The sequence below is a fragment of the Aeromonas jandaei genome (genome assembly GCF_037890695.1).
Classification (GTDB): Bacteria; Pseudomonadota; Gammaproteobacteria; order Enterobacterales; family Aeromonadaceae; genus Aeromonas; species Aeromonas jandaei.
This window is the reverse complement of sequence record NZ_CP149571.1, coordinates 3,275,359-3,300,401: the sequence shown is the minus strand read 5'-3', so window position 1 is coordinate 3,300,401 and position 25,043 is coordinate 3,275,359. Positions and strand designations below refer to the sequence as shown.

Here is a 25,043-nt window from a genome sequence, read left to right as displayed (position 1 = left end):
ATATTGGCACCTATCTGGCGGCGATATTGCTGGGAATAGGTTGCTATATTTGGCGCGACGAGATGATATTTCTGCTCGGCTTCGGTTTTTTCGGCTGTTTTATGGCTGCACGGCTCGCCATGGGCAGCGTATTTTCCGCCTTGAGTATTTCCAGTGCCTGGCTGATCGGGTTTATCTCCACCACCTTGATCAACTGCCTGCTGCTGGGGGTGATCACCCTGCTGGTCTACCTCACTCACCAGTGCGTCTCGGTTGAGCTTGCCGACAACGCCAGCTGGCTGCTGCTCGCCTTTCAGGGCTTCTCTGCGCTCTTTATTCTGGGCGGTTTGAAGTGCTGCCACACCCGCCTTGTCACCTCGTGAGTGGCCACCGGATCGTGTTTCGAATGATGCCTTTATTGCACGGCAAAGGGGAGGCAACAGCGAGATCTGACAGTTGACAATGGCCCCTCGCGCGGCCACCAATCCATTATTCAATCCGCGATGTAATTATTGCCTGAATATGGCAACCAGATATATTAAATCGGATTGTAATGAAATTTGAGCTCATCTATGATGAGTCGCCATTCCAATAATAATCACCCGATGACAATGTTATTTTTTGTTATCGTTCGTTAATAACAACGGTGGAATTGCAACATGCGACAAGTGTCGTCACCGCCTTCCTTTTGGCAGCGTGGATAGTGCGCTGCGGCTATTAATTCTGGTGAAACGCTTGTGTCGCGATGCGATGGCATGGACAGCCTGACTGGTGACTGAAATTGATATAACGTGAGGCCGCAATGCTTACTGTGAGTGCCATCCCCCTGGACGAGATCTCTCCCATCTGGGACGACGGTTTCCTCCTGCTCTCCAAATCCCTCCTGTCGGCCGTGACGCTCGATGACTTTATCCACAAACTCAACAAGATAGATGCCGGCTTTGGCGGCGTAACCCGGGTCAACCTGATCCTCAACCGGGGATCCGGCGAGGAGGCCACTTTCTGTTACATGGGAGAGAGCGGCCCAAAGCACCTTGTCTGCCGCAAGGCAGACCTGCACGCTCCCACTGATGGTACCGAGCAGGCGATCATCCTGCCTGCCGCCCGTTTTGCCAACCGCTGTGCCCCCCTCGCTGCCGAAGGGATTTATGAGGGGCTGCGCTCCTACTGCCAGCTCCCCATCACCACCGCCCGCAGCCATCTTGGCGGGGTTGAGTTCATCAACACCCGCCTCGACAGCTTCACTATGGAGACCTTGGCCAAGCTGACCCAGCTTGCCGCCATCATCGCCATTGCGCTGGAGAACGTGCAGGACAAGGAGCGCACTCTGGAGCAGGCCAACTCCCTGCGCCTTGAGCGCGACAGCTGCAAAATTCTGGTGGATGTGACCAACGCGGTGATTAAATTAGTGCGCATCGCCGAGCTGCCCAAGAGCCTGTTTGCCATCCTGCACCACCACTTTGGCATCAGCAGCCTCTGTCTGGCCGAGTACAACGCCACTTCCGACAGCTTCAAGAGCTATCTGGTCAACCAGCAGCAGAGCGAGCAGCCGGGGATCATCGATCACTCCTGCTTCGAGAAGAACTGCCTGCAGGGGGCGCTGCGCCACAGCGAGCCCTTCTTCGTTTACCGCGAGCAGGGCCACGGCTGCCAGTCGAGCTGCCGCTTTACCTCCCAGATCCTGCCGCCCGATGCCGACAGCTCCTGCATTTTGCCGCTGCGCTATCAGGGCAATCTGCTGGGAGTGCTGATCCTCTCTCACCCAGAGGCCAACTTCTTCGCCGATATCGACATCTCCCTGCTGGAGCAGGTGGCGGCGCGCACGGCCATTGCCATGAACAACGTGCAGGCGCAGCAGGAGATCTCCAACACCAACGGGGCCAAAGAGAAGACCATTCGCATCAACGAGCCGCAGATGCAGGGGGAGTTCCCCCACATCATCTACCAAAGCGCGGTGATGGCGAACGTGCTGGAGAAGGTGCGGCTGGTGGCCGAGAGCGACAGTACCGTGCTGATCCTCGGCGAGACCGGCACCGGCAAGGAGCTGATCGCCCAGGCTATTCACGCCCTGAGTGCCCGCCACGATCACGAGATGGTAAAGGTGAACTGCGCCGCCATCCCGACCGGCCTTATCGAGAGCGATCTGTTTGGCCATGAGAAGGGGGCCTTTACCGGCGCCCTGACCCAGCGTATCGGCCGCTTCGAACGGGCCCACAAGGGGACCCTGTTCCTCGACGAAGTGGGGGATATGCCGCTGGATTTGCAGCCCAAACTGTTGCGGGTATTGCAGGAGCACGAGCTGGAGCGGGTCGGCAACAGCAATCCTATCGCGGTGGATGTGCGGCTGGTGGCCGCCACCAACTGCGATCTGCTCTCCATGGTCAAGAACAAGCGCTTTCGCAGCGACCTCTACTACCGCCTCAATGTCTTTCCCATCGAGCTGCCGCCGCTGCGGGAGCGGCGCGAGGATATTCCGCTGCTGGTCAACTTCTTCGTCAGAAAGATTGCCAAGCGGATGCGCCGCACCATCACCGCCATCCCCGCCGATGCGATGAAGATGCTGGTGTCGCTGCCGTGGTACGGCAATATCCGCGAGCTGGAGAACGTCATCGAGCGCGCCGTGGTGATGACCCGCGGTCATGTACTCAACCTCTCGCCGGAGGAGCTGATGCCCCTCAAGGGCTATCACAAGATTGAGACCCTGGTTTATGACGAGCCCGCCACACCGCTCTTTGCCGAGGGGCAGGAGGATGAGCGCGAGGCGATCATCGCCGCCCTGCGCGACTGTAACGGCATCGTGGCCGGCGAGCGGGGGGCGGCCAACCGTCTCGGCATGAAGCGCACTACCTTGCTCTCCAAAATGAAGCGGCTCGGCATCTCGGCCCGGGATCCCGAAATCATTGACGGGGTAGCCCCATGAGAGAGGTCATAGAGCTTGAGGCGCGGAGCGAGCAGAACGAGCAGAGAGAACCGAGCGAACAGAACGAGCTGGCACGCTGCGCCATCCACCGCGAGGTGGTGCACTACCGTGCCGATACCTTGACCTGCGACAGCGAGATGGAGCTCCCCTCCGAGACGCCGGTGGCGCTGGTCTACAACGGCATCGCTCACAGCGTGATGATGTGCTCGGCCTCCGATCTGGAGGATTTTGCCATCGGCTTCTCGCTCTCCGAGGGGATCATCGACAGCCTGCTCGATATCCACGACATCGAGCAGATTGACGGCTGTCAGGGGATTGAGCTGCATATCACGTTGGCCAATCGCTGCGTCCATCGCCTCAAAGAGAAGCGGCGCACCATGGCGGGGCGCACCGGTTGCGGCATCTGCGGCAGCGAGAGTCTGGAGCAGGTGATCCGCACCCAGCCAAGCTTGCCCGACAGTCAGCGTCTGGCGGTGGGCCATATCGACAAGGTATTGAACGCGCTGCGCCCGCTCCAGCTGCTGGGCCAGCGCACCGGCGCTACCCATGCGGCAGTGCATCTGGATGGTGAGGGCAATATTCTTGCCATCCGCGAGGATGTGGGACGCCATATTGCGCTGGACAAGCTGGTAGGCCATCTGTGCCGCACTGGTCGCCGTGACGGTGCCATTCTGGTTACCAGCCGCGCCAGCTTCGAGATGGTGCAAAAGTGCGCCAGCGCCGGGGTCGAGATCTTGCTCGCCATCTCGGCTGCTACCGAGCTTGCGGTCGAGCGGGCCGAGCAGACCGGCCTGACGCTGGTGGGTTTTTGCCGCCCCGGGCGGGCCGAGATCTACAGTGGGTGCCAGCGTATCCTGCTCAAGTAATGGCAAGGCCGCAAACCCGCTAAACGGGTCACGAAAACCGGCAATAAAAAAGGGCGGGGAGTGTGGCTCCCCGCCCTTGTTGTATCTGCTGCTGTGGCGGATTAACGCGCCAGCAGGATACGCAGCATGCGGCGCAGCGGCTCGGCGGCGCCCCACAGCAGCTGGTCACCCACGGTAAAGGCGGCCAGATACTCCGGGCCCATATTGAGCTTGCGCAGACGGCCCACCGGAATGCTGAGGGTGCCGGTGACGGCCGCCGGGGTCAGCTCGCGGGCGGTGATATCGCGATCGTTGGGGATCACTTTTACCCAGTCGTTGTGGGCTGCCAGCAGGGCTTCGATCTCCGCCAGCGGCACATCCTTTTTCAGCTTGATGGTGAACGCCTGGCTGTGGCAGCGCAGGGCGCCGATCCGCACGCAGAGACCATCCACCGGAATGACGGCGTTCTCGATACCCAAAATCTTGTTGGTCTCGGCCTGACCCTTCCACTCTTCACGGCTCTGGCCGTTGTCGAGCTTGGTGTCGATCCAGGGGATAAGGCCACCGGCCAGCGGTACGCCGAAGTTGTCCACCGGCAGGGTGCCGGAGCGGGTCTTCTCGGTGATCTTGCGCTCGATGTCGAGAATGGCGGAGGCAGGGTCTGCCAGCTCGACCGCCACTTCGTCACGCAGCATCCCCATCTGGGTGACCAGCTCGCGCATATGGCGGGCACCGCCACCGGAGGCGGCTTGATAGGTGGCCACGCTGACCCACTCCACCAGATCGGCCTTGAACAGGCCGCCGAGGGCCAGCAGCATCAGGCTGACGGTGCAGTTGCCGCCAACGAAGGTCTTGATGCCGTTGTTCAGGGCCTGCTCGATGACATCGCCGTTGACCGGATCCAGAATGATGACGGCGTCTTTCTCCATCCGCAGAGCGGAGGCGGCGTCAATCCAGTAACCCTGCCAGCCGGCGGCTTTCAGGCGCGGATAGACATCCTTGGTGTAGTCGCCGCCCTGGGCGGTGATGATGATATCCTGCCTGGTCAGCGCCTCGATATCGAAGGCGTCCTGCAGAGTACCGGCATCGACGCCGAAGTTGGGGGCGGCCTCACCGGCCTGGGAGGTGGTGAAGAAGGTGGGTTGAATATGGGCGAAATCCTGCTCTTCCTGCATCCGGCTCATCAGAACCGATCCCACCATGCCACGCCAACCGACCAAACCTACTTTTTTCATAATGTCCTACCCTGGATTGCTGCTAATGAAAGGGGTGTTGCACGCCTGCGTCCCTGCTGGCGAAGGCCATTTACAAGGTCTTTACAAGCCATTTAAAAAATATGTGCTGCGAAAAATGCGTCTATCCACATTACGGATTGTGACGGCGGGTGCAAGTCGAATTGCGCAATATTCTGTGCCGTTCGCTGCAATAAGCGGCAACGGCGGAGCGAGGGACAAAACGGGACGCAGTAACGATGAAAAGGCCACCGCTTATGGCGGTGGCCTGTCAATAAAAGGTGTGAAACAGCCGGACAGCTTAGGCGCTTAGCCGTAACGGGCCAGGGTGAGCCCCTCATCGCTGATGGCGGGCTCGCTGCCGCTGATAAGATCGCACAACAGCTGACCCGAACCGGCCGCCATGGTCCAGCCCAGGGTGCCGTGGCCGGTATTGAGCCAGAGACCGGGAATGGGGCTGGGCCCTACCAGCGGGGTGCCATCCGGCGTCATGGGGCGCAGACCGGTCCAGAACTCGGCCTTGCTGATATCGCCCCCTTCGGGGAAGAGATCGCCGACCACCATCGCCAGAGTGTCGTGGCGCCTCGGATTAAGGGCGAGGTTGTAGCCCGACAGCTCCGCCATGCCGCCGACCCGGATCCGCTCGTCAAAACGGGTGATGGCCACCTTGTAGGTCTCGTCCAGCACGGTACTGCGCGGCGCGGCCTCGGCGTTGATCATCGGCAGGGTGAGGGAGTAGCCCTTGACCGGATAGACCGGCAGCTCCAGCCCGAGCGGGCGCAGCAGCGGCCGCAGAAAACCGGTGGCATAGCTGCCCAGCGCACAGACGATGGCATCGGCGCGATAGCGCTGCTCGCCCGCCCGCACCGCCACGGCGCGGCCGCGGGCTTGCTCAATCTCGTCGATGTCGCAGTTGAAGACGAACTTGACCCCGAGCTTCTCGGCTTCAACGGCAAGGGCCTTGGTGAAGCGGAAGCAGTCGCCGGTCTCGTCGCCGGGCAGGCGCAGGCCGCCGACGATTTTGCCGCGTACCCGCGCCAGCGCAGGCTCTGCCGCTTCGCAGCCGCTGGCATCAAGCGACTGGTAGGGGACGCCATACTCCTCCAGCACCTCGATATCGCGTTGACTGGCATCGAGCTGGGACTGGCTTCTGAACAGTTGCAGGGTGCCGAGCTGGCGCCCTTCGTAATCGATGTTGAGCTCGTCGCGCAGTGCCTTCATACAGTCGCGGCTGTATTCGGCCAGACGCACCATGCGCCCCTTGTTGGTGGCATAGGCGGTTGGAGTGCAGTTGGCGAGCATCTTCAGCATCCAGCGCAGCTGGAAGGGATCAGCAGTGGGGCGCACGGTGAAGGGGGCATGCTTTTGCAACATCCACTTGGCCGCCTTGAGGGGGATGCCGGGAGCTGCCCAGGGGGCTGCATAGCCCGGGGATATCTGCCCGGCGTTGGCATGGCTGGTTTCAAGGGCGACGCCCCCTTGTCGCTCCAGCAGGGTCACCTTGTGACCCGCTTTGGCCAGATACCAGGCGCTGGTTACCCCAATCACGCCGCCACCGAGAACCACTATCTCCATATCGTCTTTCCTTAGACTCGTTTTTATGATGCTTGGTTGATGGAAACCTTGATGTGGCCACCACCATAATCAGCCGCCACAGGATATTCAACCGCTCTGCGCAGGATTGGGATCTCCGTCTGCCTGCCAGTCACGGGGTGGTGTTTGGTGCGATGATGTGCCTGATTGCCAGCGTAAATCGCTGTGCTGCTGTCAGGGGTATGTGTCAGGGGGCATGGCCCGCTTACAGCTGCTCCAGCTGGATCAGGTACTGCTCCGCCGTCGCCAGAATGGCCTGCTGCTGTTCGGCGGCTTGGCCATCCCAGTTGGCATAGGGGAGGGCGAGGCGAGGATTGCTGCCAAGTTTGTCCCGATTGCGCCAAAGAAAGTGCCAGTAGAGGCTGTTGAAGGGGCAACTCCCATCGCCGTGGCGGGCTTTGACCTGATAATGGCACCCCTTGCAGTAGTGGCCCATCCGCTCGAGATAGGCGCCGCTGCTGGCGTAGGGCTTGCTGCCCATCAGGCCGCCATCGGCAAACTGGCTCATGCCGCGGGTGTTGGGCAGCTCCACCCACTCGATGGCATCTACATAGATACCGAGATACCAGGCATCCACCTCGTCAGGATCGATCCCCGCCAGCAGGGCAAAGTTGCCGGTCACCATCAGCCGCTGGATATGGTGGGCGTAACCGTGCTCAAGGGATTGGTTTATGGCGTGGCGCACACAGGCCATGTTTGTTTCACCGCTCCAGAAAAAGCCGGGCAGCGGCCGGTTAGCCCCGAGAAAATTGGTGCGCTGATAATCGGGCATCTTCTCCCAGTAGAGGGCGCGCACGAACTCGCGCCAACCGAGGATCTGGCGGATAAAACCCTCCACCTGCGCCAGCGTGATGGTGGCCTGATTGGCCTGCCAGTGGGCTTCGGCTGCGCGGATCACCTCAAGCGGATGAAGCATCTTGCTGTTGAGGGAAAACGACAGGCGGCTGTGAAACAGGCTCCAGCCGCGCTCGCTCAGGGCATCCTGATAGCGGCCAAAGTGGGGCAGGCAGTGCGCCAGAAAATGGGCCAGCAGCTCGCGACTCTGGCGCCTTGTGATAGGCCACGGTAGGGCGCTGGCATCCGCCTCGCCGATGGTGCTGACCCCGTGGCGGGTCAGCATGGTATCAATCTCGCTCACCTCGTTGGCAAAGGTGAGGGGGGCCGGGATCGGCTGACGCTCCGGCAGCTTGGCTCGGTTCTCGTCATCAAAATTCCAGCGCCCGCCAAGGGGTTGGCCGCGCTCATCGAGCAGCACTCGGTATTGCTTGCGCAAGGCGCGGTAGAAGAACTCCATCCGGCTATGGGGATAGCGCTGCCAGCCATCGCGGGGAGTGAGAAAATGCTCGCTCTCCACCTCGGTAGCAGGGATGGCAAGGCCCGCCGCCCAGCTTTTCAACTGGCTGGCGAGGCGCCATTCATCCGGGCTCTGCCAGGCAAAGCTGTCGGCCTGATGCGCCGCAATTTGGGCTGCCAGCAGGCTGGGCAAGTCGGGCCAGCGGGCGCTCTCATCAAGGGTCAGGTAACAGACGCAGTGGCCCGCTTGGGTGAGTGCCGCTGCGAAGGTGCGCATGGCGGCAAAGAAGGCCAGCACCTTCTGACGATGGTGGCGGCAGTAGTCGGTCTCCTGGCGCAGCTCCGCCATCAGATAGCAGATTGCCGGATCTAGGGTGCGAAACCAGCTGTGAGCGGCGTTCAGCTGATCGCCGAGAAGAAGGCGCAGCTCCATCACACTGGCTCCCCGTTATGTTGGCAGCTGCAGTGACGAGCGTGGCGACAACGCTCGCTGCAGTAGCGAACTTCCTCCCAGCTGCGCGCCCACTTGCGCCGCCAGCTGAAGGGGCGCTGGCAGACGGGGCAGATCTTCTCGGGCAGATGGGGTTTGCGATGCATGATGGCTTCCGGCCCTGGCTGATGGGGGATGTGGCGTGTGGGTAGGGAGAATAACGAACCGGGGGCGCGGGCGGATCAACCTCGCTGCCAGTTTGCCGCGCAGATGCGCACTTTGTGAGCGGGCGCACAGCCCGTCGGTGCACCCCTTGTTTGTCAATTAACCTGCCGTTAACGTGGCGAGGCTGCCTGTTGGCAGCATCCATCAATGGATCTTGTTGGCCACCGACTGTCTACAACCGATATGGAGGGGAGTGATGCCAATCATGACAGTTACGCCCCGGGCAGCTTGCCTGCTCGCCCACTGGTATACCCGGGATCCCATTCTCACCTTCGACTTTCCTCACCGCTGATTGGCGGCACCCGCCGTTTGAATTTGTCAGCCGGACGACCCTGATCGCCCCGGCCTCTTTGCCAATTCCAATCTCAAACACACTGGCCTTGCGCTGGTGAGGAGTCTTATATGCGTCGTATACCCGAGCCGTTTCGTATCAAGATGGTCGAGCCCATCAAACAGACCACTGGCGCCGAGCGCCGCGCCGCCCTCGAGGCCGCTGGCTGGAATCCCTTCCTGCTGCTGGCCGAGGATGTCTATATCGATCTGCTGACCGACAGTGGCACCGGTGCCATGTCCGACCGCCAGTGGGCCGGCATCATGATGGGAGATGAGGCCTATGCGGGCAGCCGCAACTTCGTCGAGCTGGAGCGCACGGTGCGCGAGATTTTTGGTTACCAGCATGTGATGCCCACCCACCAGGGGCGCGGGGCCGAGCAGATCCTCTTCCCCGAGCTGGTCAAGCGTTGCCGGGGCAAGGCGCCGGTCTTTATCTCAAACTACCACTTCGACACCACCAAAGCCCATGTGGAGTTGGCTGGCGCGCGGGCCATCAACCTGCTCACCCCGAAAGCCCTCGACACCACGGCCCCTTATGCCTGGAAGGGGGATTTTGATCTCCCTCGCCTGACCGACACCATCGAAACCCTGGGGGCCGACAACGTGGCGGGAGTCATCATTACGGTGACCTGCAACAGCGCCGGTGGCCAGCCGGTCTCCATGGCCAATATGGAGGCGGTTTCCGAACTGGCCCGTCGTCACCAGATTCCGGTGGTGATCGACGCCGCCCGCTTTGCCGAGAATGCCTGGTTTATCAAGGAGCGGGATCCGGCTTATGCGAAGTGCAGCATCAAGGAGATAGTGCGCCAGATGTTTGCGCTGGGGGACATCTTCACCATGTCGGCCAAGAAGGACGGGTTGGTCAATATCGGCGGGCTCTGCTGCTTTAAAGAGGATCTCGACCTGTTCCGTGCAGTGCAGGTGCGCTGTGTGGCGATGGAGGGGTTTGTCACCTACGGGGGCCTTGCCGGGCGGGACATGGCGGCGCTCGCCATTGGCCTGCGGGAGGGGATGGATGAGGAGTATCTCACCTACCGCATCAGTCAGGTGGCTTATCTCGGCGAGCGGCTGGCCGAGGCGGGTATCCCCATCCAGACCCCCACCGGCGGCCATGCGGTGTTTGTGGATGCCAAAAAGCTGCTGCCCCATATTCCGGCCGAGCAGTTCCCCGCTCATGCGCTCGCCTGCGAGCTCTATCTGGAAGGGGGCGTGCGCGGGGTAGAAATTGGCTCCCTGCTGCTGGGGCGTGATCCCGCCACCGGCAAGCAGGAGGCGGCGGACTTCGAGCTGTTGCGTCTCACCATTCCGCGCCGGGTCTACACCCGGGATCACATGGACTATGTGGCCGACTGCCTGATCGCGGTCAAAGCGCGGGCCAGCGACATTCGCGGGCTCACCTTTGACTACGAGCCGCCGCTGCTGCGCCACTTCACCGCGCGGCTAAAACCGGTCTGATCAGCAACCGGTTAGACGGGGTGATCAACCGCGTCAAGCAGTGAAGACCAAGAGCAGTTCCCGGTTAAACAGCCAAGTAAAAAGCCCCCGCACCAAGGTGCGGGGGCTTTCGTTTATCGAAGCAAACTGGGTCAGACCGCTTGATACTCCAGCTCGACCGAGCCCAGCGCCTTGAGGGTGGACTGGGCGGAGTCACGCTGGCTGATCTGGCCGTTTTTATTCTCCAGCAGTACGGCGCGGCGGATGGTGGCGAGATCTTCGCCGTTAAGCACCGCATGGGCGCAGGCCATCTGCATCGGCGGCAGGCTGGGGTTGAAGGCGGCGTTCTCGGCGTAGCGGCCAGAGAAGATGCGGCCATCGGCAAACTGCAGCGCCACCGCGGCATAGCCCTGGCTGTAGGGGGCGTAGCTTTGACGGGCGGCGGCCAGCGCGGCTTGCCACAGCGGGTCTTCGCTTTGAAGCTCAAGCTCTGCGTGATCCTGCGGGCTCATCAGCGCATCCGTGATGTCGAGATCCGCCGGGCCAAACGAGTGGGGCAGGAAGGATTGCAGGGCACTCAGATCATCGGGTAGAGAGACTTTCAGGATCTTGGCGGTGCTCAGCTCGTTCATGAACTGACGGCAGTGGCCGCAGGGGGTGTAGTTGACGGTGATTTCAGAGATCCCGGTCTCGCCACCCAGCCAGGCGTTGGAGATGGCGGACTGCTCGGCGTGAACCGAGTGGAACAGACCCTGGCCCGCGAACTCCATATTGGCGCCAAAGTACCAGCTGCCGCTCAGGCCGCAGGCGATGGCACCGACATAAAACTTGGAGATGGGCGCGACCGAGCAGGCGGCGGCCAGCGGCAACAGGGCGAGGCACAGGGCGCGATCATCGAGACCTGTGGCGGCTTTCAGGGTGGCGACTTGCTCCGGCGTGAAGCGGGCGTTGAAGTCGGCACTATCCAGCATGGGCTGCACGGCTGCTTTGAGCGGGGCAGAGAGGGTATCGAATGGCTTGGCAAAACGGGGATGCATAGTGTGTCCTCAAAGGCCAATTGGGCGGCCATTGTAGGGAGCAAGCTCGGGTAAATGTGTGAGCAGGCTCACGCCCTGACGGGCAAACGGAGGGGGATGGTAATGGAAACGTTTGTCTTGTGCAAATTGTGCGGCAGGTCGCACCCCGACAGCGCTGCAGAGCCGTCGGGGTGGTTAATCATCGGTCAGGTGAGCCAGTGATAGATGGCAAAGAGGAGGGGAGCGACGGCTGCGGTGAGGATACCGCACACCACCATGGCGAGCGACGCAAAGGCCCCCTGGGTGATGCCCTTCTCGGCGGAGGTGGCGGTGCCGATGGCGTGGGCACAGGCCCCCATGGCAAGCCCTTGGGCTTCCGGGTCGGTCACTTTCAGCAGTTTGAGCAGCGGGTAGCCGATCAGGGCACCGACAATCCCCACCACCACCACCACTGCGGCCGCAATGGCGGGAATGCCGCCGATGGACTGGCTGACGCTCATGGCGAGCGGGGTGGTGATGGATTTGGTCGCCAATGAGGCGAGCAGTGCCGGATCTGTGCCCATAAAATGACCGATCAGCAGAGTTGTGCACACCGAGATCAAGACGGAGGCGAGGGTACAGATTAGGATGGGCTTGAGCTTGGCCTGGATCTGGCGCGCCTGCTGATAGAGCGGCAGCGCCAGCGCCACCACGGCGGGCTCCAGCAGCATGGTAATGGGGCTGCTGCCGCGCTCGTACTGCTCAAGGGGCAGATCGAGCCAGAGCAGCAGGCCGATGATCACCGCGGTCGGCACCAGCACCGGATTGATGATGGGCCAGGGCAGGCGTCGATAGAGGGCGCGGGTGGCGAAATAGAGCGCCAGGGTCAGGGGAATGGCTAGCCAGAAGATCATTTGTTCATCCTCTGGTAGAGCCGACCGACGGTGGCGAGGATCAGCACGATCCCGAGCACGATGCAGAGCATGATGACGCCGAAGGATTGGCGCAGGGGCTCTAGCCAGGCCACCAGTCCGACCGCGACCGGCACGAACAAAACGCCCATGTGGCGCAGCAGCAAGCCTGCGCCCAGCTCGACCCAGTGCAGCTTGATCAGTTGCAGGGAGAGCAGCACAAACAGCAGCAGCATGCCGATGATGCTGCCGGGAAAGGCAAACGGCAGGATGGCTGCCACGGATTTGCCTGCCAGCAGGCAGGCGACGATGACCATAAAGTCACGAAAGTACAGCAAGGCGCGTTGCGCGATCACGTGAACCTCATCGACTGGGAAGAAAAATCGCAGTTTACCAGAGAGGCCGGGTCGCGGCATTAAAACAATAACAACTGAAATCAGTTCATTTGAAGCTGATTTGATTGGCATTTTTTGAAAAGTGCACGATAGAACCCTTTTCGAACTACAAGGAGTAGTGATGACATCCCTCTTGTCCCGAGTTCGCCAGCTGGCGAACGATACTGCGTTGCCACCCCATCTGTTGCAAACCCGTCAGTGGGAAGGTCCCCTGTGTCGGGTGCGACTCGACAACACCGGCGCTGATGCAACTCCGGTTGAGCGCTGGGTGCTGTTTGACGGCAAGCTTGGCCTGCCGGTGGAGAGCGCCATCTATGGCGAAGGATTCCAGATGCTGGCCCAGACCATGGGTAGCTGGCAATCACCGCAACATGTCGGCCGTTGCCCCGATGCCAGCGTCTATCGCATCACCGATGACAATGGCTACCACACCATTCACAACCTGTTGCTGGTGGAGCATAACAAGGGGTGGCTGCTGCTCGCCTTTGCCAGCTGTCACCGTTTTGGCGGGGAGTTTCGTCTCTACCCTGATGGTCGCTTGCAGATCCTGATGAACTGCGAAGGGCGAAAACTTGCGGCCGGTGAGCACTGGCAGAGCGAGGCGCTGATCTGCCTCGAAGGGCCGGAGCGCGAAGATCTGCTGGCTGATTTGGCGCGGATGATCGAGGTCGAGCACGGCTCGCTGATCGGCAAGGTGAGTGAGCGCCCGAGCGGTTGGTGCTCCTGGTATCACTACTACGCCGAGGTGAGTGCCGCCGATATTCGCGAGAACCTGCAGGTGCGTGCCGAGCGCTTCCCGGCCCTGCGCTATGTGCAGATCGACGACGGCTATCAGGCCAAGATGGGCGACTGGCTCACTCCGTCGGCCAAGTTCGAGCAAGGTGTAGCCTCACTGGCTGCCGAGATCAAACGGGCTGGCTGCGAGCCTGCCCTCTGGGTCGCTCCCTTTATTGCCGAACCCACTTCGCAGGTGTTTCAGGATCACCCCGACTGGTTTGTGAAGGGGGATGACGGTCTGCCGTTGCCCTCCGAGCGGGTCACCTATGGTGGTTGGCGTTGTACCCCTTGGTATGTGCTGGATGGTACCCACCCCGAGGTGCAGGCGCACCTTGAGCAGGTGTTCCGCACCCTGCGCGAACAGTGGGGCATCCACTACTTCAAGCTCGATGCCAACTTCTGGGGCGCCATCCACGGTGGTCGTTTCCACGATCCGGCAGCCACCCGGGTTGAAGCCTATCGGCGCGGCATGGCCGCCATCCTGCGTGGTGCAGGTGAAGGCGCTTTCCTGCTCGGTTGCAACGCGCCCATCTGGCCAAGCCTTGGCTTGGTGCACGGCATGCGGGTAAGCGATGACGTGGAGCGCAACGGCCACCGCTATCGCCAGATCGCTCGCGAAGCCTTCTGCCGTGCCTGGCAGAACGACAAGCTCTGGGCCCTCGACCCCGACTGTATCTGTCTGCGTGATCTACCGAGCCAGCAGGCAAGCAAGGCGGATTACAGCTTCCATCTGGCAGCGCTGGTGGCGAGTGGCGGCATGATGCTGGCGGGTGATCGACTGCAAGATCTCGATGAGGAGCAGGCGGCGCAACTGTGCAAGCTGCTGGGTCTTTGTGCTGTTCGTGCACCCTCTGCCCGTTTCGAATCGATGGACTTTGCCTGTGGCGAAGTAAGCCTGCCCGAGGGCGGCACTCTGCTCTGCCTCTTCAACTGGGAGGGGCAACCACAGGAGTTTCTGCTGCCGGAAGGGGGAACCGATTTTTGGCATGGGCAGGTAGTCGGTACGGCTGTGACCCTGCAAGGGGGCGAAGGGCGGGTGATCCACTACGTCTGATAAGGCTCGCCTCTCAAACAATTCAGGCTCCTTCGGGAGCCTGAATTGTTTGCTATTTAGGGGGCCTGTGTCAGTAACGCCACTCGACGCCAGCCGCGTATTTGGCTGAACCATAACCCGGGATATCGCTGCCCGAGGTGATGGCCTTGAGGGTGAGATTAGGGGTGATTGGCATACCAAAGCCAAAACCGATAGCCAGCCGATCGTTGGGGTTGCCCATCACGTCGACCCGCATCACCCGGTAAAGCGACATATCTTCGCTCAGGTGCATATAGGCCTGAGACGCGCGGTTATAGGCCTGACCAAACACCTCCAGCTGAAAACCGGATTGGGCGGAGATAACCAGCGGCACCCCGACAAATTTGTAGAGGTTGGAGTTGTTGAAGTAGCTGTTGGTGACCTGAGGCGTAAAGTCAGTCTGCTTGTACAGGGTGCTGAAGCTGTGCTCCACGATCCGGTAGGTTTGCTCCGGCAACAGCGCAAGGTAGTCCGGCACATCGAACCGGTATGCGGCGTTGGCTGCCAGCGGCAGCAGGGCCAGTAATCCCAGCAGAGCGTGGTGACGAGGCATCAGCAAATGGCTTCCGTTCGATAGAGGCATGACAAAGGGATGCAACACATTGGTTTTTGAGAAGATCCCCTTCGTCATTATGACCTGAAGAAGGGGATTGGCGAGGAGGATTTAGTGTGAAATCACTCACAACTCATAAATCTTCCAGATAGTGGTAGAGACTCTTAAGAATCGCAAAGTTTCGTTCGTTACCCTGATTCTGCTCGGCCAGCGCTTCCAGACGCGGTACATAGTCAGGCAGACGGCGGCTGAAGTAGTCGCTGCAATGCAGCCGCCAACGTTTCTGCTCCGCTTCGCTCAGAGTGTGCGGCCAGTTGCGGGCGCGATAGCGAAACAGCATCTCCGGCAGCCGTGAATCGGTAAAGGCGAACTCCCGCTCGCCCAGCAGGTCTGAGGGGGTGGCGCGCACCAGATCCATGGTGGACTTGTCGCCGTGACCGAAGAAGCCGGCGTAGAGCTGGGTATCAGGATCGCCGTCACTGCTGCCCGCAAACTCCTGATTGAACACTTCCACCAGTTTTTCCCGCACTTCGGGGTGGGCGCGCAGCAGATCCAGGCTCTTGCGGCACTGCTCCCGATCGATGCCCAGCTGGTCGGCCCGCTCTGCCGTCAGGGTGGCGGCCGGTGCAAGTACCGGACACTTGTTGATGTGCACCAGTTTGACCGGAATGCCCGCCAGATCCCCCAGCTCCTCTTTCTTGGTGTAGAGGCGCTCGCGGATCTCTTCGCTGGTGAGCTCGATAAGCGGGGTGGGGTCGCGGGTCAGATCTACCATGATCACCGCGTTCTGGTTGGCGGGGTGCCAGGCGAGCGGCGAGACCCAGCTTGCACACCCCTGCCACGGGGAGAACATGCCGGAGACGTGCACCAGCGGTTTCATGGTCACCACGTCGATCAGTGCCTTCACCTTGTTCTTGTTGCGAAGGTCAAACAGGTACCCGAACAGCTTGGGCTGGGCCTTTTTCACCAGCTTGGCCATCTCGATGGTGGCCAGCACGTCAGAGAGTGCATCGTGGGCATTGGCATGGGCGACGCCGTTGGCGATAGTCAGCTTCTCCAGCCGGAAAATCGGTTTGCCTTCATCATCAAAGGCCCACTCGATCCCCTCCGGGCGCAGGGCGTAGCAGGCCCGCAGCATGTCGAGAATGTCCCAGCGGGAGTTGCCGTTCTGCCAGCTGTAGGTATAGGGGTCATAGAAGTTGCGATAGAGGGTGTAGCGGGTCACTTCATCATCGAAGCGGATGCTGTTGTAGCCCAGCACACAGGTATTCGGAGTGGCGAACTGCTCGTGGATCTGGCGAATGAAATCCGCCTCGCACAGCCCATCCTTCATCGCCTTTTGTGGCGTGATTCCGGTGATAAGGCACGCTTCCGGATCCGGCAGGTAGTCCGCTGGCGGTTTGCAATAAATGACCAGCGGCTCGCCAATGATGTTGAAATCCGCATCGGTACGAATGCCGGCAAACTGCGATGGCCTGTCCTTGGCGGGGCTGATGCCGAAGGTCTCGTAGTCGTGGAAATAGAAGGTCGGCTCGCTGCCGGCGTGTGCTGTTTTGCTCATGTTGCTCGAGATGAGGTATCCGATGACGGCGGCTAGCGCCTGGGTGGGCGGTGCCATGCACCACAATTGTTTGCATGGTAAACCATAGCGCAGGCAGAGCGAAGGGCGAGCCGTGCAGGTGGTCGTTTATTGGGCGGTAAGTGCGGAGTGGTGGTGGGCGACAGTCTGCTTTGCGCTGACTTCTGCCTGAAAATGTGACATGTGAGTCTGTACAGTAGTTAAAATTCAGATTGCCAATCTATATAATCAGGCCATAACAAATTTGGCATGTTTGTTCGTTCAAGAGCGAACGCATAAGAAAATGCTACCAAAGTGTATTTTGGTACTAAAAATGAGCAAAACAAGGAAAAGTAATGCACGAGAATAATATCGAGTTGTTGTGTCATGAAGCTGAAAGATTGTTAGAGCTTAACATTGACTTGCTGCAAAAAATGTTAATAGAACCGACAGTTCTAGGTGACAGCAATGCTCAATTGTTTGATCGTATGAAAGCTGAAAAGAGAATTGAAGAGTTGCAGGGAGAGCAAAAAAAAATTCTCGGGAAAGAAATGGTCCTCGCAGTTGTGGGTACCATGAAAGCAGGTAAATCCACGACCATTAACGCGATTGTCGGCAAAGAGATCCTACCCAACCGCAATCGCCCAATGACATCGATTCCAACCTTGATTCGTCATGTGCCGGATAAAATAATACCAGAGTTGCGACTCGATAATATTGAGCCTATCCAGAAACTGTTCGTGACGTTGCAGAAAAAAATCGATACTGAAGATGGTAAAAAACTACTCACTGAGTTGAAAAAAGATCAGGCACAATGGAAGTTGCTGGATATTATTGCTGATAACACATGGCTTAAAGGCAATTACTATGGTGAAGATGATATATTTTCTTGTCTCGCTTCGCTTAATGATCTAGTTCGTTTAGCTACAGCGTTACGTGTGGATTTCCCTTTTTCCGCCTACGAAGAAGTCCATAAACTCCCAGTAATTGAGGTAGAGTTTAGCCACCTTGTCGGAATAGATGATTGCCAAGGTACGCTGACACTCTTAGATACACCTGGCCCGAATGAGGCAGGTCAACCTCAGCTACAAGCAATGATGCACGATCAGCTCCAAAAAGCTTCTGCTGTTCTTGCGGTGCTAGATTACACCCAACTGAAATCAGAGGCGGATCAGCAAGTACGTAAAGAATTAAACGCTATTGCGGAGGTTGCTGCTGGTCGTCTATTTGTACTGGTCAATAAATTCGATCAAAAAAATGCTAATAGCGACAACGCTGAGACTGTTAAACAGGCAATTCCCGCCATGCTAGATAGCGGTGCACTAAACAGTGGTCGTGTTTACCCTGGTTCATCTCTTCGAGCTTATTTGGCAAACCGAGCGCGCAGAGCAGTAGATCAAGCCGGTAAACTTTCTGACAGCGAAGAATGGGTTGATGATTTTGCCAAAATGGCATTTGGTCTCGACTGGAAAGAAGATGAAGATGATGTTCTTGCTGATGTGGGAGTTGTGCTCAAAAAGGCAAACACAATCTGGCGTACATCACTATTTGAAAAATTGATCACTGAAGTGATCCACGCTGCTCATGCCAAAGCCGCGGCGCTGGCGGTTGACTCTGCTGCGGCTAAGCTGGTACAGAATGCTGAAAATATCGACGAATATCTGTCGTTACGTCATCAGGGGTTGCAAGCTAGTATTCATACCTTACAGACACAAATTAAAAGCCTTATCAAAGATATTGAGGAGGTTGCGGCTTGTCAGCAAGAAGTTGATAAGGAGGTGAAGTGTGTCATGAGGAATATAACCAATGAAACTAAAAATTTGCTAGATAACACTGAAAGCGAGTTGGAAAAAGAACTGGATAAGTACTTCCAAGAAGGGAAACGCCAAGAAGAAGCTCTGAACAAGGAATTTGAACGTCATTCAAAACATGGCAAAAATAACAGTGAAGAAAGTGATAAACGTGGGGTTATCGGTACTATTTGGGGGACCTTAGTTGGAAGTACTGGGCAGCAAACTCGTGATTTTGATCCAGATAACCCAGAAGTTAAATTTTCTGAACATGCTGAAGCGACTCAGTTTATTAAAAAAATTGAAGAGTCAGTTATTGGTATTTTAGCTGAAAAAGAAAATGAAATTAAGCCAATGTTGACCGAGGTTGTGGGGGGGATTGAAGGAAGCTTTCATTCTAAAACAATGTTAGCAGTTGACAAAATTGCAAATCAAATTAACTCACGTCTGGAGGAAGATGGTTTTACTGTGAAAGTATCTTTCCCGAAGATCAGTGATTTGAAGACTCATCTTGCCACCGACACTCGTATAACCAATCTGCTAGAACAGAAAACATTTAGCGAAACAAGGCATCGTCGATCCAGTGGCATATGGGGAACGTTATGTGGTTGGTTTAACACTGATGATTGGGGCTGGGAAACCTATAAAGAAGATGTCACACGTAGTGTGGTAAATATTAATAAAATTAAGGATGCTGTCAGAAATCAGACCAAAGAACATTTTGAAAAGCTGAATAATGCTATTGATGAGCAAGTTAATATTCCAATTCTCAAAGAGATTGAATGCTTCTTCATTACATTCAAAGGCAAGGTAGAGCAACTTCGACATACTCTGATCCAGAGCACGGAGGATCATAAAAGTAGCCAGCAAGAACAAGAACAATTGACTGAGCGCCTTAGTGCACTGAGAAAGCTGACACCGGAGATGATCAGTGATAGCAAAATGCTCAAGAAAGATTTGGAGACGATGCTGTGAACACAATATTTCCTAAAACGTTTCCTAAGAGCGAGGCATGTCAAATCATGGCATGCTTGCCGGAGAAATTTATCGTTGACTTCGCCAACGGGATAGATGTAGTTCACGACCATGTGCGTCAACAAACGGATCGATCATTTTTCCGGCGTATTAAAGAAGGATTTAGCGGACGATCATCTCAGCGGCAACAAGCCATCAATGCTTCGTTGTTAGATGGTGTGGAGTCATCTCTCAATTGGCTTACAGAGTTAACGTCATCACTTGCCACTACTAATTATGCGCTTGCGCAGGTGAATGATAGAGTCACTTCATTGATCCAGGATACTGCTGCTATTGCGCACTATTCCGCAGACACGCGTGAACAATTGAACATGTTGGCGACGCAAGTTAATCAACAACTCAATCATCTGGAACTGCAGCTCCGTAGTGTCGATCGACTGCAACGTGGCCAACTGCATCTTGAACAAATATTTTCTACTTGGCAAGCCGGTCGATATTCGCTCCTACCGTTGGCCGGGCGTTGCTATGTTGCCCTAGAAGAACTGCGTTGGGGGGCATTTGGTGAAGTGATCCGCAATGGTGAACCGCAGCAGGCAAAGCAGTTGTTGGATATTCTCAAAAACCGAGCACTGGTTCAGCTTGCTGACGACCATAACAGCCAGTCATGGTCGCGTCATGACACGCGTAGTTGGCTGGCTTGGTCGGGTGATCATGAACAACATAGTGACTGGTTTTCCGCCGTTAACTGGTTAGCTGATTGGTGTAATCCAGATATTCATCCGATCATCTGGTCCACTACACAGAAATACGATGCTCTGCCTATACGTATGCCAAGGTTGTGTTCTGCAGAGCGTATTGCAGAGGCTATGGTCAATGAAATCTTCAGTAAGGAGTTAGTATGGAGCAGCCGATGAAAGTTGGGCTTGCGCTTTCCGGCGGCGGAGCCATCGGCGCTTATGAAGTGGGTGTTGTCAGAGCTTTAGCTGAATCTGGCACAGAAGTTCATGTTGTTGCCGGTGCCAGTATTGGTGCGCTCAATGGTGCGATTTTGGCTTCTTCACCGACCTTGGCACAGGCTGCAGAAAGGATGGCGGCTATTTGGTCGCATCTTGGCAGTAGCAAGGTGCTAGCGATCAACAAATCTGTCTATCTTTCACTGCTTACACAGTTTGGCTTGGGGTTCGGTACACCAGTACTGAGTAAAGCGGGAGGTATTATATGTGAGGCACTCCGTTGCGCAGCATTGGCAACCGGTGCGGTAGGGCCGCAAAATGACTCACTGCTTTCAGACCAGCCGCTGATCGATTTGATGAACAGCTATCTGGATATAGATGCTTTATCCTCAGGGTTGCCACTGTACGTTTCCTTATATCCCACTGAAGGTGGCATGACAGATATCCTTAAGTGCATAGCCGCAGAATTTGGGATCGGAGCGACTCGTATTTCGGAGTTCCATCACGTACAAAGTTTACCTGTCAATAAACAGAAAGAGGCGTTGCTAGCCTCTGCCGCGTTACCCTTATTGTTTAAATCACGTGAGATTAATGGTGTGCTTTACAGTGATGGTGGAATGGGAGGCTGGCATACAATGCAGGGCAACACACCAGTAAAACCTTTGATTGACGCTGGTTGCAATATGGTGATTGTCACCCACCTGAGCGATGGCTCGCCGTGGGATCGCCACAATATCTCAGACACTACTGTGTTGGAGATTCGCCCACAAAGATCCTTAAAACGTCATGATGGTTTATTTGGAGGTGGAAAGGATCTACTTGGCTTTACTGCCCAGCATATCGGTTCATGGATTGAGCAGGGCTACCATGACACAATGAGTGTAATAGGGCGAATCCAGAAACCTCTTCAAGCTCGACAGGCACTTCGTACTTCGGAAGTGATCGTTTCAGACAGCCAAGACAGGAATATTCAAACTGATATGGCGCTAAAAAACGCTATGGATAGGTTGAAGTAAACGAAAAAAATTAATATTTTTGAACTCAGGTAAATTGGGTCATAGTCCTGCGATATTAAGACTGTAAATGTGAGAGGCGTCATGCCTCTCTTTTTTGTCGTGGTTAACAATCTATATTTTTGAGCTTGAAGGTACAGCCTTGCTCGATGAGTTCCTCCCGGTTGGCCAGTACCAGCGGGTAGAGCAAGGGATGTTGTTGGTGTTCACCGTTATAGCTCACCTGCATCCGCTCCAATGCGTAGTGCATCAAAGGGATGCGCTGGTTAATCAACAGTTGGTCCCCTGTCATGGTATAGTCTCTGGCAATGATGGCCTGCTGTCCCTCGCTGAGGCTTTGATTCGGAACGACTACAGCGGTCACTTGGGTGTTCCACTCCAGATCTTGATCCCGGCCGTGAGGGGAGGCATCCAGCAGATCCGGTTCGCCGCGAAAACGACTCATCACAAAGTCCAGATATTCCCCCTTCTTCTCGCAGTAGGCGCGTACGTGCCAGCGGATTCCGTCATAGACCAGAGTGTGGGGCACGATATTGCGGCCACTCTGCTCCTCTGAACTGAGGGATACGTAATCGACATCGACCCGCAATTGGCCACGGGCCGCCTGCACCAAACCACGCACGATTTTCGGGTCGATATGGCGGTTTGGCACATCCAGGATCTCGATGTGGCCGTAGCGCAGATCCATCAGCGGCAGTGTCAACAGGCCCGCTTCATGTTGGCGCTGGTGCTGCTTTTCACGGTGTAGCAGCATCAGGTACTCATCCACTTTTCCCTCACTAAAGCGCGGGACAAAGTGCTCTGTGGGTTTGTATCCCTTCAGGCTTCTGTCATAGACCAGCCCTTCCGGTGAGTAGTGGGTCAGGTAGTGGTTGATATCCCGCGACGCCTGTTGGCGGCCGATATTGAAGGCGGTCATCAGATGGTTGGTGGTCAGCCGTCCCTCCCACTGCAAGACGATCTCCAGCAGACGAAAACGAAGGGTTTGATCCCAGGTGAGCTCTTTGGGTGCCATACGTGCTCCAAAATGCGACATGTTTATGTAACCAGTATCGGCATGAGTATACAGGCTACATATAATGAGTCCATCGAAATGAGCGCCAAAGGGGAATGCCATGAACGGGAAGCTGGATAGTGCGTACAGCCATCACGCCGCGTGCCGGATGCAGCAGCGCGGTATTGCTCCCGAGCTGGTAGAGCTGCTGCTGAGCATCGGACGTTCTTCTTATCACCAGGGACGCGAACTGGTTTATCTCGATCGCAAAGGCGTGACGATGCTGCAAGCCGAGTACGGAGTGCCAGCGGAATGCTGCCAGCGGCTGCGCGTTCACTATCTGGTACTGCAAGGCGGTGAGATTGTCACCGTCGGTCATAAAACCACCCACTTCAAACGCGATCGTCACTGAGGCGCTATGAACTCAAGTCTGTTATCAGGTCAGGCGGCCATGCCCCTGATCAAGGGGATATATTGCCTACTGCCAGCCGAGCGAGCTAGGGAGCTGACCGTTCTGCTTGCCAAAGGCACGTGTCACCAAGAGGGTGAGACTTCACCACTGGCGGTGGTGGTGGCATTGGCTATCCATGTCGAACAACATAGGCTGGATTGCACGTCACAGCCCATCTATCTGGGGCGTGAGCAACTGATGGTCGGTGCTGCTGATTTGCTGGGGGAGGATGCCTGCTTTGAAGATCAGGATGCGTTTCGTCTGTTGGCGCTGCTACTCGACAAATTGCTGCGAGGAGTGCGTGGCAGTCGCCAGGCCAAGCTGGATGGACTAACGGTAAGCGTCATGGAGCAGCGGGCGCTGGCAGCCACATCTCCGAATAGCGGCGCCGTGGTGCGCGGCAGCTGGCGGCGCAAGTCACGCAATCAGCTGGGCCATGCCAGCTGGCTGGATGTAGTGGAGGCAGCCCTCTGGTGCTTCTGGCATGGTGACGATTTGGCAAGCGGCGAAGTGCTACTCGGTGTGCTGCTGGGCAGGGATGAGCGGGTGCGGTTGGTCTATGGTCTGTTAACCGGGGCTTTCTATCTGTCAGATCGGACGGATTGAAGCCGAGGGGCCATCGCAGCCCGCCATCTTGCGACTGATTAACCAGCCAGCTCAACCACCGGATAGCAGGCATCTCCCCACAGGGTATCGGGATGGGCCATCATCAACTCGATGATCACCGGCACCAGTTTGCCGAGCAGGTTGGCGCAATCCTTCAGTTGTTTGCGATTGACCGAGCTGTTCCAGGTCGCACCGCCATGAATTAACTGGTTGCGCAGGGTATAGAGGCGGTTAAACACCACGCCCAGCAACTGTGGGGTGTTGCTGCTGGCGAGGGCCTGGGTTGCCATCTTCTTACCTTGTGCCAGCCGCTCCTTCCACTGAGCTTCGCTTATTTTGCCGCTGTGATAATCCCAGAAGCCTTGCAGCACAAACGGGGTGTCCAGCAGCATGCGGATACTGCCAGAGAATTCTTGCCAGACGAGTTGCTCGATCTGCTTATGCTCATCTAGGTCACACAGTTTCTCCAGAAAGCCTTTGAAGGTCTCCTGTTCCGAGAGGCGACGATCGTCATCGATTTCAGTGGCATAGGCCGCATTGAACGCAATCCAAAGAAAGATAAAGCGGCCATCTTCATCCTCGGCCATTTCGGCGCGTTGCAGCCAGCTTAATGCACGATGAACTCGTAGGTTGAGGTTGCTGGGAGCGTGTTCACGCAGCGTCCGGTGACGGTTTTTCAACTGTTCAAAATTCAACGACGATTTCCTTCTCAATCAGATGAATAGCCAGCTTTGATAACCAGACTCTCTGTCCTGCAGCTTGATCATCAGGTTGATGAAGAACTGGCTGGAATAGCAATGTGGCGATAGCAGCGGCTACTTGCGGATGACACCCTTCAGCGTTGCAATGGCTAGCTCCACCATGGTGGCCGACGATTGTTCCAGTGGGGCATGGTGGCACTCGGGACAGGCCTCAAACCAGGTGTGGCCACGTACCATAACATCGCTCTTGGGTACAACCGTCTTGTGCCAGCCACATGTTGGGCAGCGATAAGTAGAAGGGGGTGGTTGTATCGGCATGATATCCCTCAGGCAAGTTCCATTTGGCCTAGAGTAACACGGCTCAAATTATTGCAGTGAGCTCCTTGTTCACACTCTTTAGAGTCAAAGTTGTATCCGCCTGAAAACACGACATGTGCAAAACCCCAGTATCGAAGCTGTGCGGCTGGCCCGGTATAGTCAGCCGAGTTCACCTCAGAGGGGATATGCGATGAGTAACCAACCCGGCTTTTGGTTAGCGACACGCCTGTTGTCACTGATCGCTCTGTTGCTGGGCCTAACGCCGCAAATCGTGTTTGCCGCAGACTGCACCTATCGGGAGAATGCGCTGGGCAACACTATCTACCAGTGTGATGATGGCAAACAGGGCACTCTGCGTGAGGATGCACTGGGCAACATCAAAGACTCGGGTACCGGTATCACCTGGCGCACCGATCCGTTGGGCAACCTCAAGGGCAGCGATGGCACCACCTACCGCAAAGACGCACTGGGCCATGTGCGTGGCAGCAATGCCAAAACCGGCGAACGGGTGACGTGGCGTGAGGATAGTCTCGGTAACCTGCGTGCCTCTGATGGCACCGTCTGCCGAACCAACGCGCTGGGGCAACTCAAATGCCGTGGCGAGAGTACACCGCCAGCCTTGCTTGAAGGCAAATGATGGCTTTTGCAGCAAACGGTCGGCGCATCACCCTCTGATGTGATATCGGGCATGGTTGCA

Annotated in this window: 23 protein-coding genes; 12 read left to right on the top strand and 11 right to left on the bottom strand. The window is 57.0% G+C overall.

Annotation, left to right across the window (positions count from 1 at the left end; genetic code table 11):
- The first annotated feature begins 62 nt into the window (after positions 1-62).
- The 3 genes from WE862_RS15460 to fdhD all read left to right on the top strand — a co-directional run bounded on the left by WE862_RS15460 (position 63) and on the right by fdhD (position 3,765).
- Positions 63-362 (top strand): hypothetical protein, encoded by a 300-nt coding sequence (locus WE862_RS15460; protein WP_225628382.1) that lies wholly within the window; start codon positions 63-65, stop codon positions 360-362.
- 419 nt (positions 363-781) lie between these two features.
- Positions 782-2,899: a sigma 54-interacting transcriptional regulator gene (locus WE862_RS15455; protein ID WP_198493498.1), complete on the top strand. Its 2,118-nt coding sequence runs from the start codon at positions 782-784 to the stop codon at positions 2,897-2,899.
- Complete coding sequence (fdhD, locus tag WE862_RS15450; RefSeq protein WP_225628384.1) at positions 2,896-3,765, top strand: formate dehydrogenase accessory sulfurtransferase FdhD; 870 nt, start codon at positions 2,896-2,898, stop codon at positions 3,763-3,765. Before WE862_RS15455 ends, fdhD begins: the two co-directional genes overlap by 4 nt.
- A gap of 101 nt (positions 3,766-3,866) precedes the next feature.
- On the opposite strand, the gene asd is transcribed toward fdhD, so the two are convergent.
- Complete coding sequence (gene asd, locus WE862_RS15445; protein WP_042029660.1) at positions 3,867-4,979, bottom strand: aspartate-semialdehyde dehydrogenase; 1,113 nt, start codon at positions 4,977-4,979, stop codon at positions 3,867-3,869.
- Between the two features lie 25 nt (positions 4,980-5,004).
- Between asd and WE862_RS15440 the strand changes: the two genes are divergently transcribed.
- Positions 5,005-5,289 carry a hypothetical protein gene (locus WE862_RS15440; RefSeq protein ID WP_156128640.1) on the top strand — a complete coding sequence of 95 codons (285 nt, stop codon included), beginning with the start codon at positions 5,005-5,007 and terminating at the stop codon, positions 5,287-5,289.
- Here the strand turns inward: WE862_RS15440 and WE862_RS15435 are convergent.
- The 3 genes from WE862_RS15435 to WE862_RS15425 all read right to left on the bottom strand — a co-directional run bounded on the left by WE862_RS15435 (position 5,286) and on the right by WE862_RS15425 (position 8,459).
- The gene (locus WE862_RS15435; RefSeq protein ID WP_225628423.1) at positions 5,286-6,578 is read right to left on the bottom strand and encodes a D-amino acid dehydrogenase; all 1,293 of its coding nucleotides are present in this window, start codon (positions 6,576-6,578) and stop codon (positions 5,286-5,288) included. The genes WE862_RS15440 and WE862_RS15435 overlap by 4 nt on opposite strands.
- Positions 6,579-6,774: 196 nt before the next feature.
- Positions 6,775-8,295, bottom strand: coding sequence for a cryptochrome/photolyase family protein (locus WE862_RS15430; RefSeq protein WP_042029657.1), 1,521 nt, complete (start codon positions 8,293-8,295; stop codon positions 6,775-6,777).
- Positions 8,295-8,459 (bottom strand): DUF2256 domain-containing protein, encoded by a 165-nt coding sequence (locus tag WE862_RS15425; RefSeq protein ID WP_082035409.1) that lies wholly within the window; start codon positions 8,457-8,459, stop codon positions 8,295-8,297. Before WE862_RS15425 ends, WE862_RS15430 begins: the two co-directional genes overlap by 1 nt.
- 460 nt (positions 8,460-8,919) lie before the next feature.
- Here WE862_RS15425 and WE862_RS15420 point away from each other — a divergent pair, with 460 nt between their 5' ends.
- A complete protein-coding gene (locus tag WE862_RS15420; RefSeq protein ID WP_042029654.1) occupies positions 8,920-10,305 on the top strand; it encodes a tryptophanase in 1,386 nt (461 codons plus the stop codon).
- 131 nt (positions 10,306-10,436) lie between these two features.
- On the opposite strand, the gene cdd is transcribed toward WE862_RS15420, so the two are convergent.
- The 3 genes from cdd to WE862_RS15405 all read right to left on the bottom strand — a co-directional run bounded on the left by cdd (position 10,437) and on the right by WE862_RS15405 (position 12,546).
- Positions 10,437-11,321, bottom strand: a complete 885-nt coding sequence (gene cdd / locus WE862_RS15415; protein ID WP_042029652.1) for a cytidine deaminase — start codon at positions 11,319-11,321, stop codon at positions 10,437-10,439.
- Positions 11,322-11,506: 185 nt separating this feature from the next.
- Positions 11,507-12,193, bottom strand: a complete 687-nt coding sequence (locus tag WE862_RS15410; RefSeq protein WP_033112624.1) for an LrgB family protein — start codon at positions 12,191-12,193, stop codon at positions 11,507-11,509.
- Complete coding sequence (locus WE862_RS15405; RefSeq protein ID WP_005333279.1) at positions 12,190-12,546, bottom strand: CidA/LrgA family protein; 357 nt, start codon at positions 12,544-12,546, stop codon at positions 12,190-12,192. The genes WE862_RS15410 and WE862_RS15405 overlap by 4 nt, the downstream gene beginning before the upstream one ends.
- Before the next feature lie 160 nt (positions 12,547-12,706).
- Between WE862_RS15405 and WE862_RS15400 the strand changes: the two genes are divergently transcribed.
- Positions 12,707-14,416 carry a glycoside hydrolase family 36 protein gene (locus WE862_RS15400; protein ID WP_042029651.1) on the top strand — a complete coding sequence of 570 codons (1,710 nt, stop codon included), beginning with the start codon at positions 12,707-12,709 and terminating at the stop codon, positions 14,414-14,416.
- 70 nt (positions 14,417-14,486) lie between these two features.
- Here the strand turns inward: WE862_RS15400 and WE862_RS15395 are convergent, their stop codons facing one another.
- Positions 14,487-14,987 carry a hypothetical protein gene (locus tag WE862_RS15395; protein ID WP_042029667.1) on the bottom strand — a complete coding sequence of 167 codons (501 nt, stop codon included), beginning with the start codon at positions 14,985-14,987 and terminating at the stop codon, positions 14,487-14,489.
- 133 nt (positions 14,988-15,120) lie between these two features.
- Positions 15,121-16,548 (bottom strand): exodeoxyribonuclease I, encoded by a 1,428-nt coding sequence (sbcB, locus tag WE862_RS15390; RefSeq protein WP_042029665.1) that lies wholly within the window; start codon positions 16,546-16,548, stop codon positions 15,121-15,123.
- A gap of 353 nt (positions 16,549-16,901) precedes the next feature.
- Between sbcB and WE862_RS15385 the strand changes: the two genes are divergently transcribed.
- The 3 genes from WE862_RS15385 to WE862_RS15375 are packed head-to-tail and all read left to right on the top strand — an operon-like array spanning position 16,902 to position 21,279.
- Positions 16,902-19,310: a dynamin family protein gene (locus WE862_RS15385; protein WP_042029649.1), complete on the top strand. Its 2,409-nt coding sequence runs from the start codon at positions 16,902-16,904 to the stop codon at positions 19,308-19,310.
- The gene (locus tag WE862_RS15380) at positions 19,307-20,224 is read left to right on the top strand and encodes a diguanylate cyclase regulator RdcB family protein (RefSeq protein ID WP_198493499.1); all 918 of its coding nucleotides are present in this window, start codon (positions 19,307-19,309) and stop codon (positions 20,222-20,224) included. The genes WE862_RS15385 and WE862_RS15380 overlap by 4 nt, the downstream gene beginning before the upstream one ends.
- Positions 20,209-21,279, top strand: a complete 1,071-nt coding sequence (locus tag WE862_RS15375; protein ID WP_042029648.1) for a patatin-like phospholipase family protein — start codon at positions 20,209-20,211, stop codon at positions 21,277-21,279. Before WE862_RS15380 ends, WE862_RS15375 begins: the two co-directional genes overlap by 16 nt.
- 103 nt (positions 21,280-21,382) lie before the next feature.
- On the opposite strand, the gene WE862_RS15370 is transcribed toward WE862_RS15375, so the two are convergent.
- Positions 21,383-22,291, bottom strand: a complete 909-nt coding sequence (locus tag WE862_RS15370; RefSeq protein ID WP_042029647.1) for a WYL domain-containing protein — start codon at positions 22,289-22,291, stop codon at positions 21,383-21,385.
- Between the two features lie 100 nt (positions 22,292-22,391).
- On the opposite strand from WE862_RS15370, the gene WE862_RS15365 reads away from it, so the two are divergent.
- The gene (locus WE862_RS15365; protein ID WP_029303229.1) at positions 22,392-22,682 is read left to right on the top strand and encodes a DUF4258 domain-containing protein; all 291 of its coding nucleotides are present in this window, start codon (positions 22,392-22,394) and stop codon (positions 22,680-22,682) included.
- Positions 22,683-22,688: 6 nt separating this feature from the next.
- Positions 22,689-23,327: an ADP-ribosylglycohydrolase gene (locus tag WE862_RS15360; protein ID WP_225628386.1), complete on the top strand. Its 639-nt coding sequence runs from the start codon at positions 22,689-22,691 to the stop codon at positions 23,325-23,327.
- 38 nt (positions 23,328-23,365) lie between these two features.
- Here the strand turns inward: WE862_RS15360 and WE862_RS15355 are convergent, their stop codons facing one another.
- Entirely contained in the window at positions 23,366-24,022 is a 657-nt protein-coding gene (locus WE862_RS15355) for a HEPN domain-containing protein (RefSeq protein WP_042029646.1), read from the bottom strand.
- 514 nt (positions 24,023-24,536) lie between these two features.
- On the opposite strand from WE862_RS15355, the gene WE862_RS15350 reads away from it, so the two are divergent.
- Positions 24,537-24,983 (top strand): hypothetical protein, encoded by a 447-nt coding sequence (locus WE862_RS15350; protein ID WP_198493500.1) that lies wholly within the window; start codon positions 24,537-24,539, stop codon positions 24,981-24,983.
- Positions 24,984-25,043: the final 60 nt, after the last annotated feature.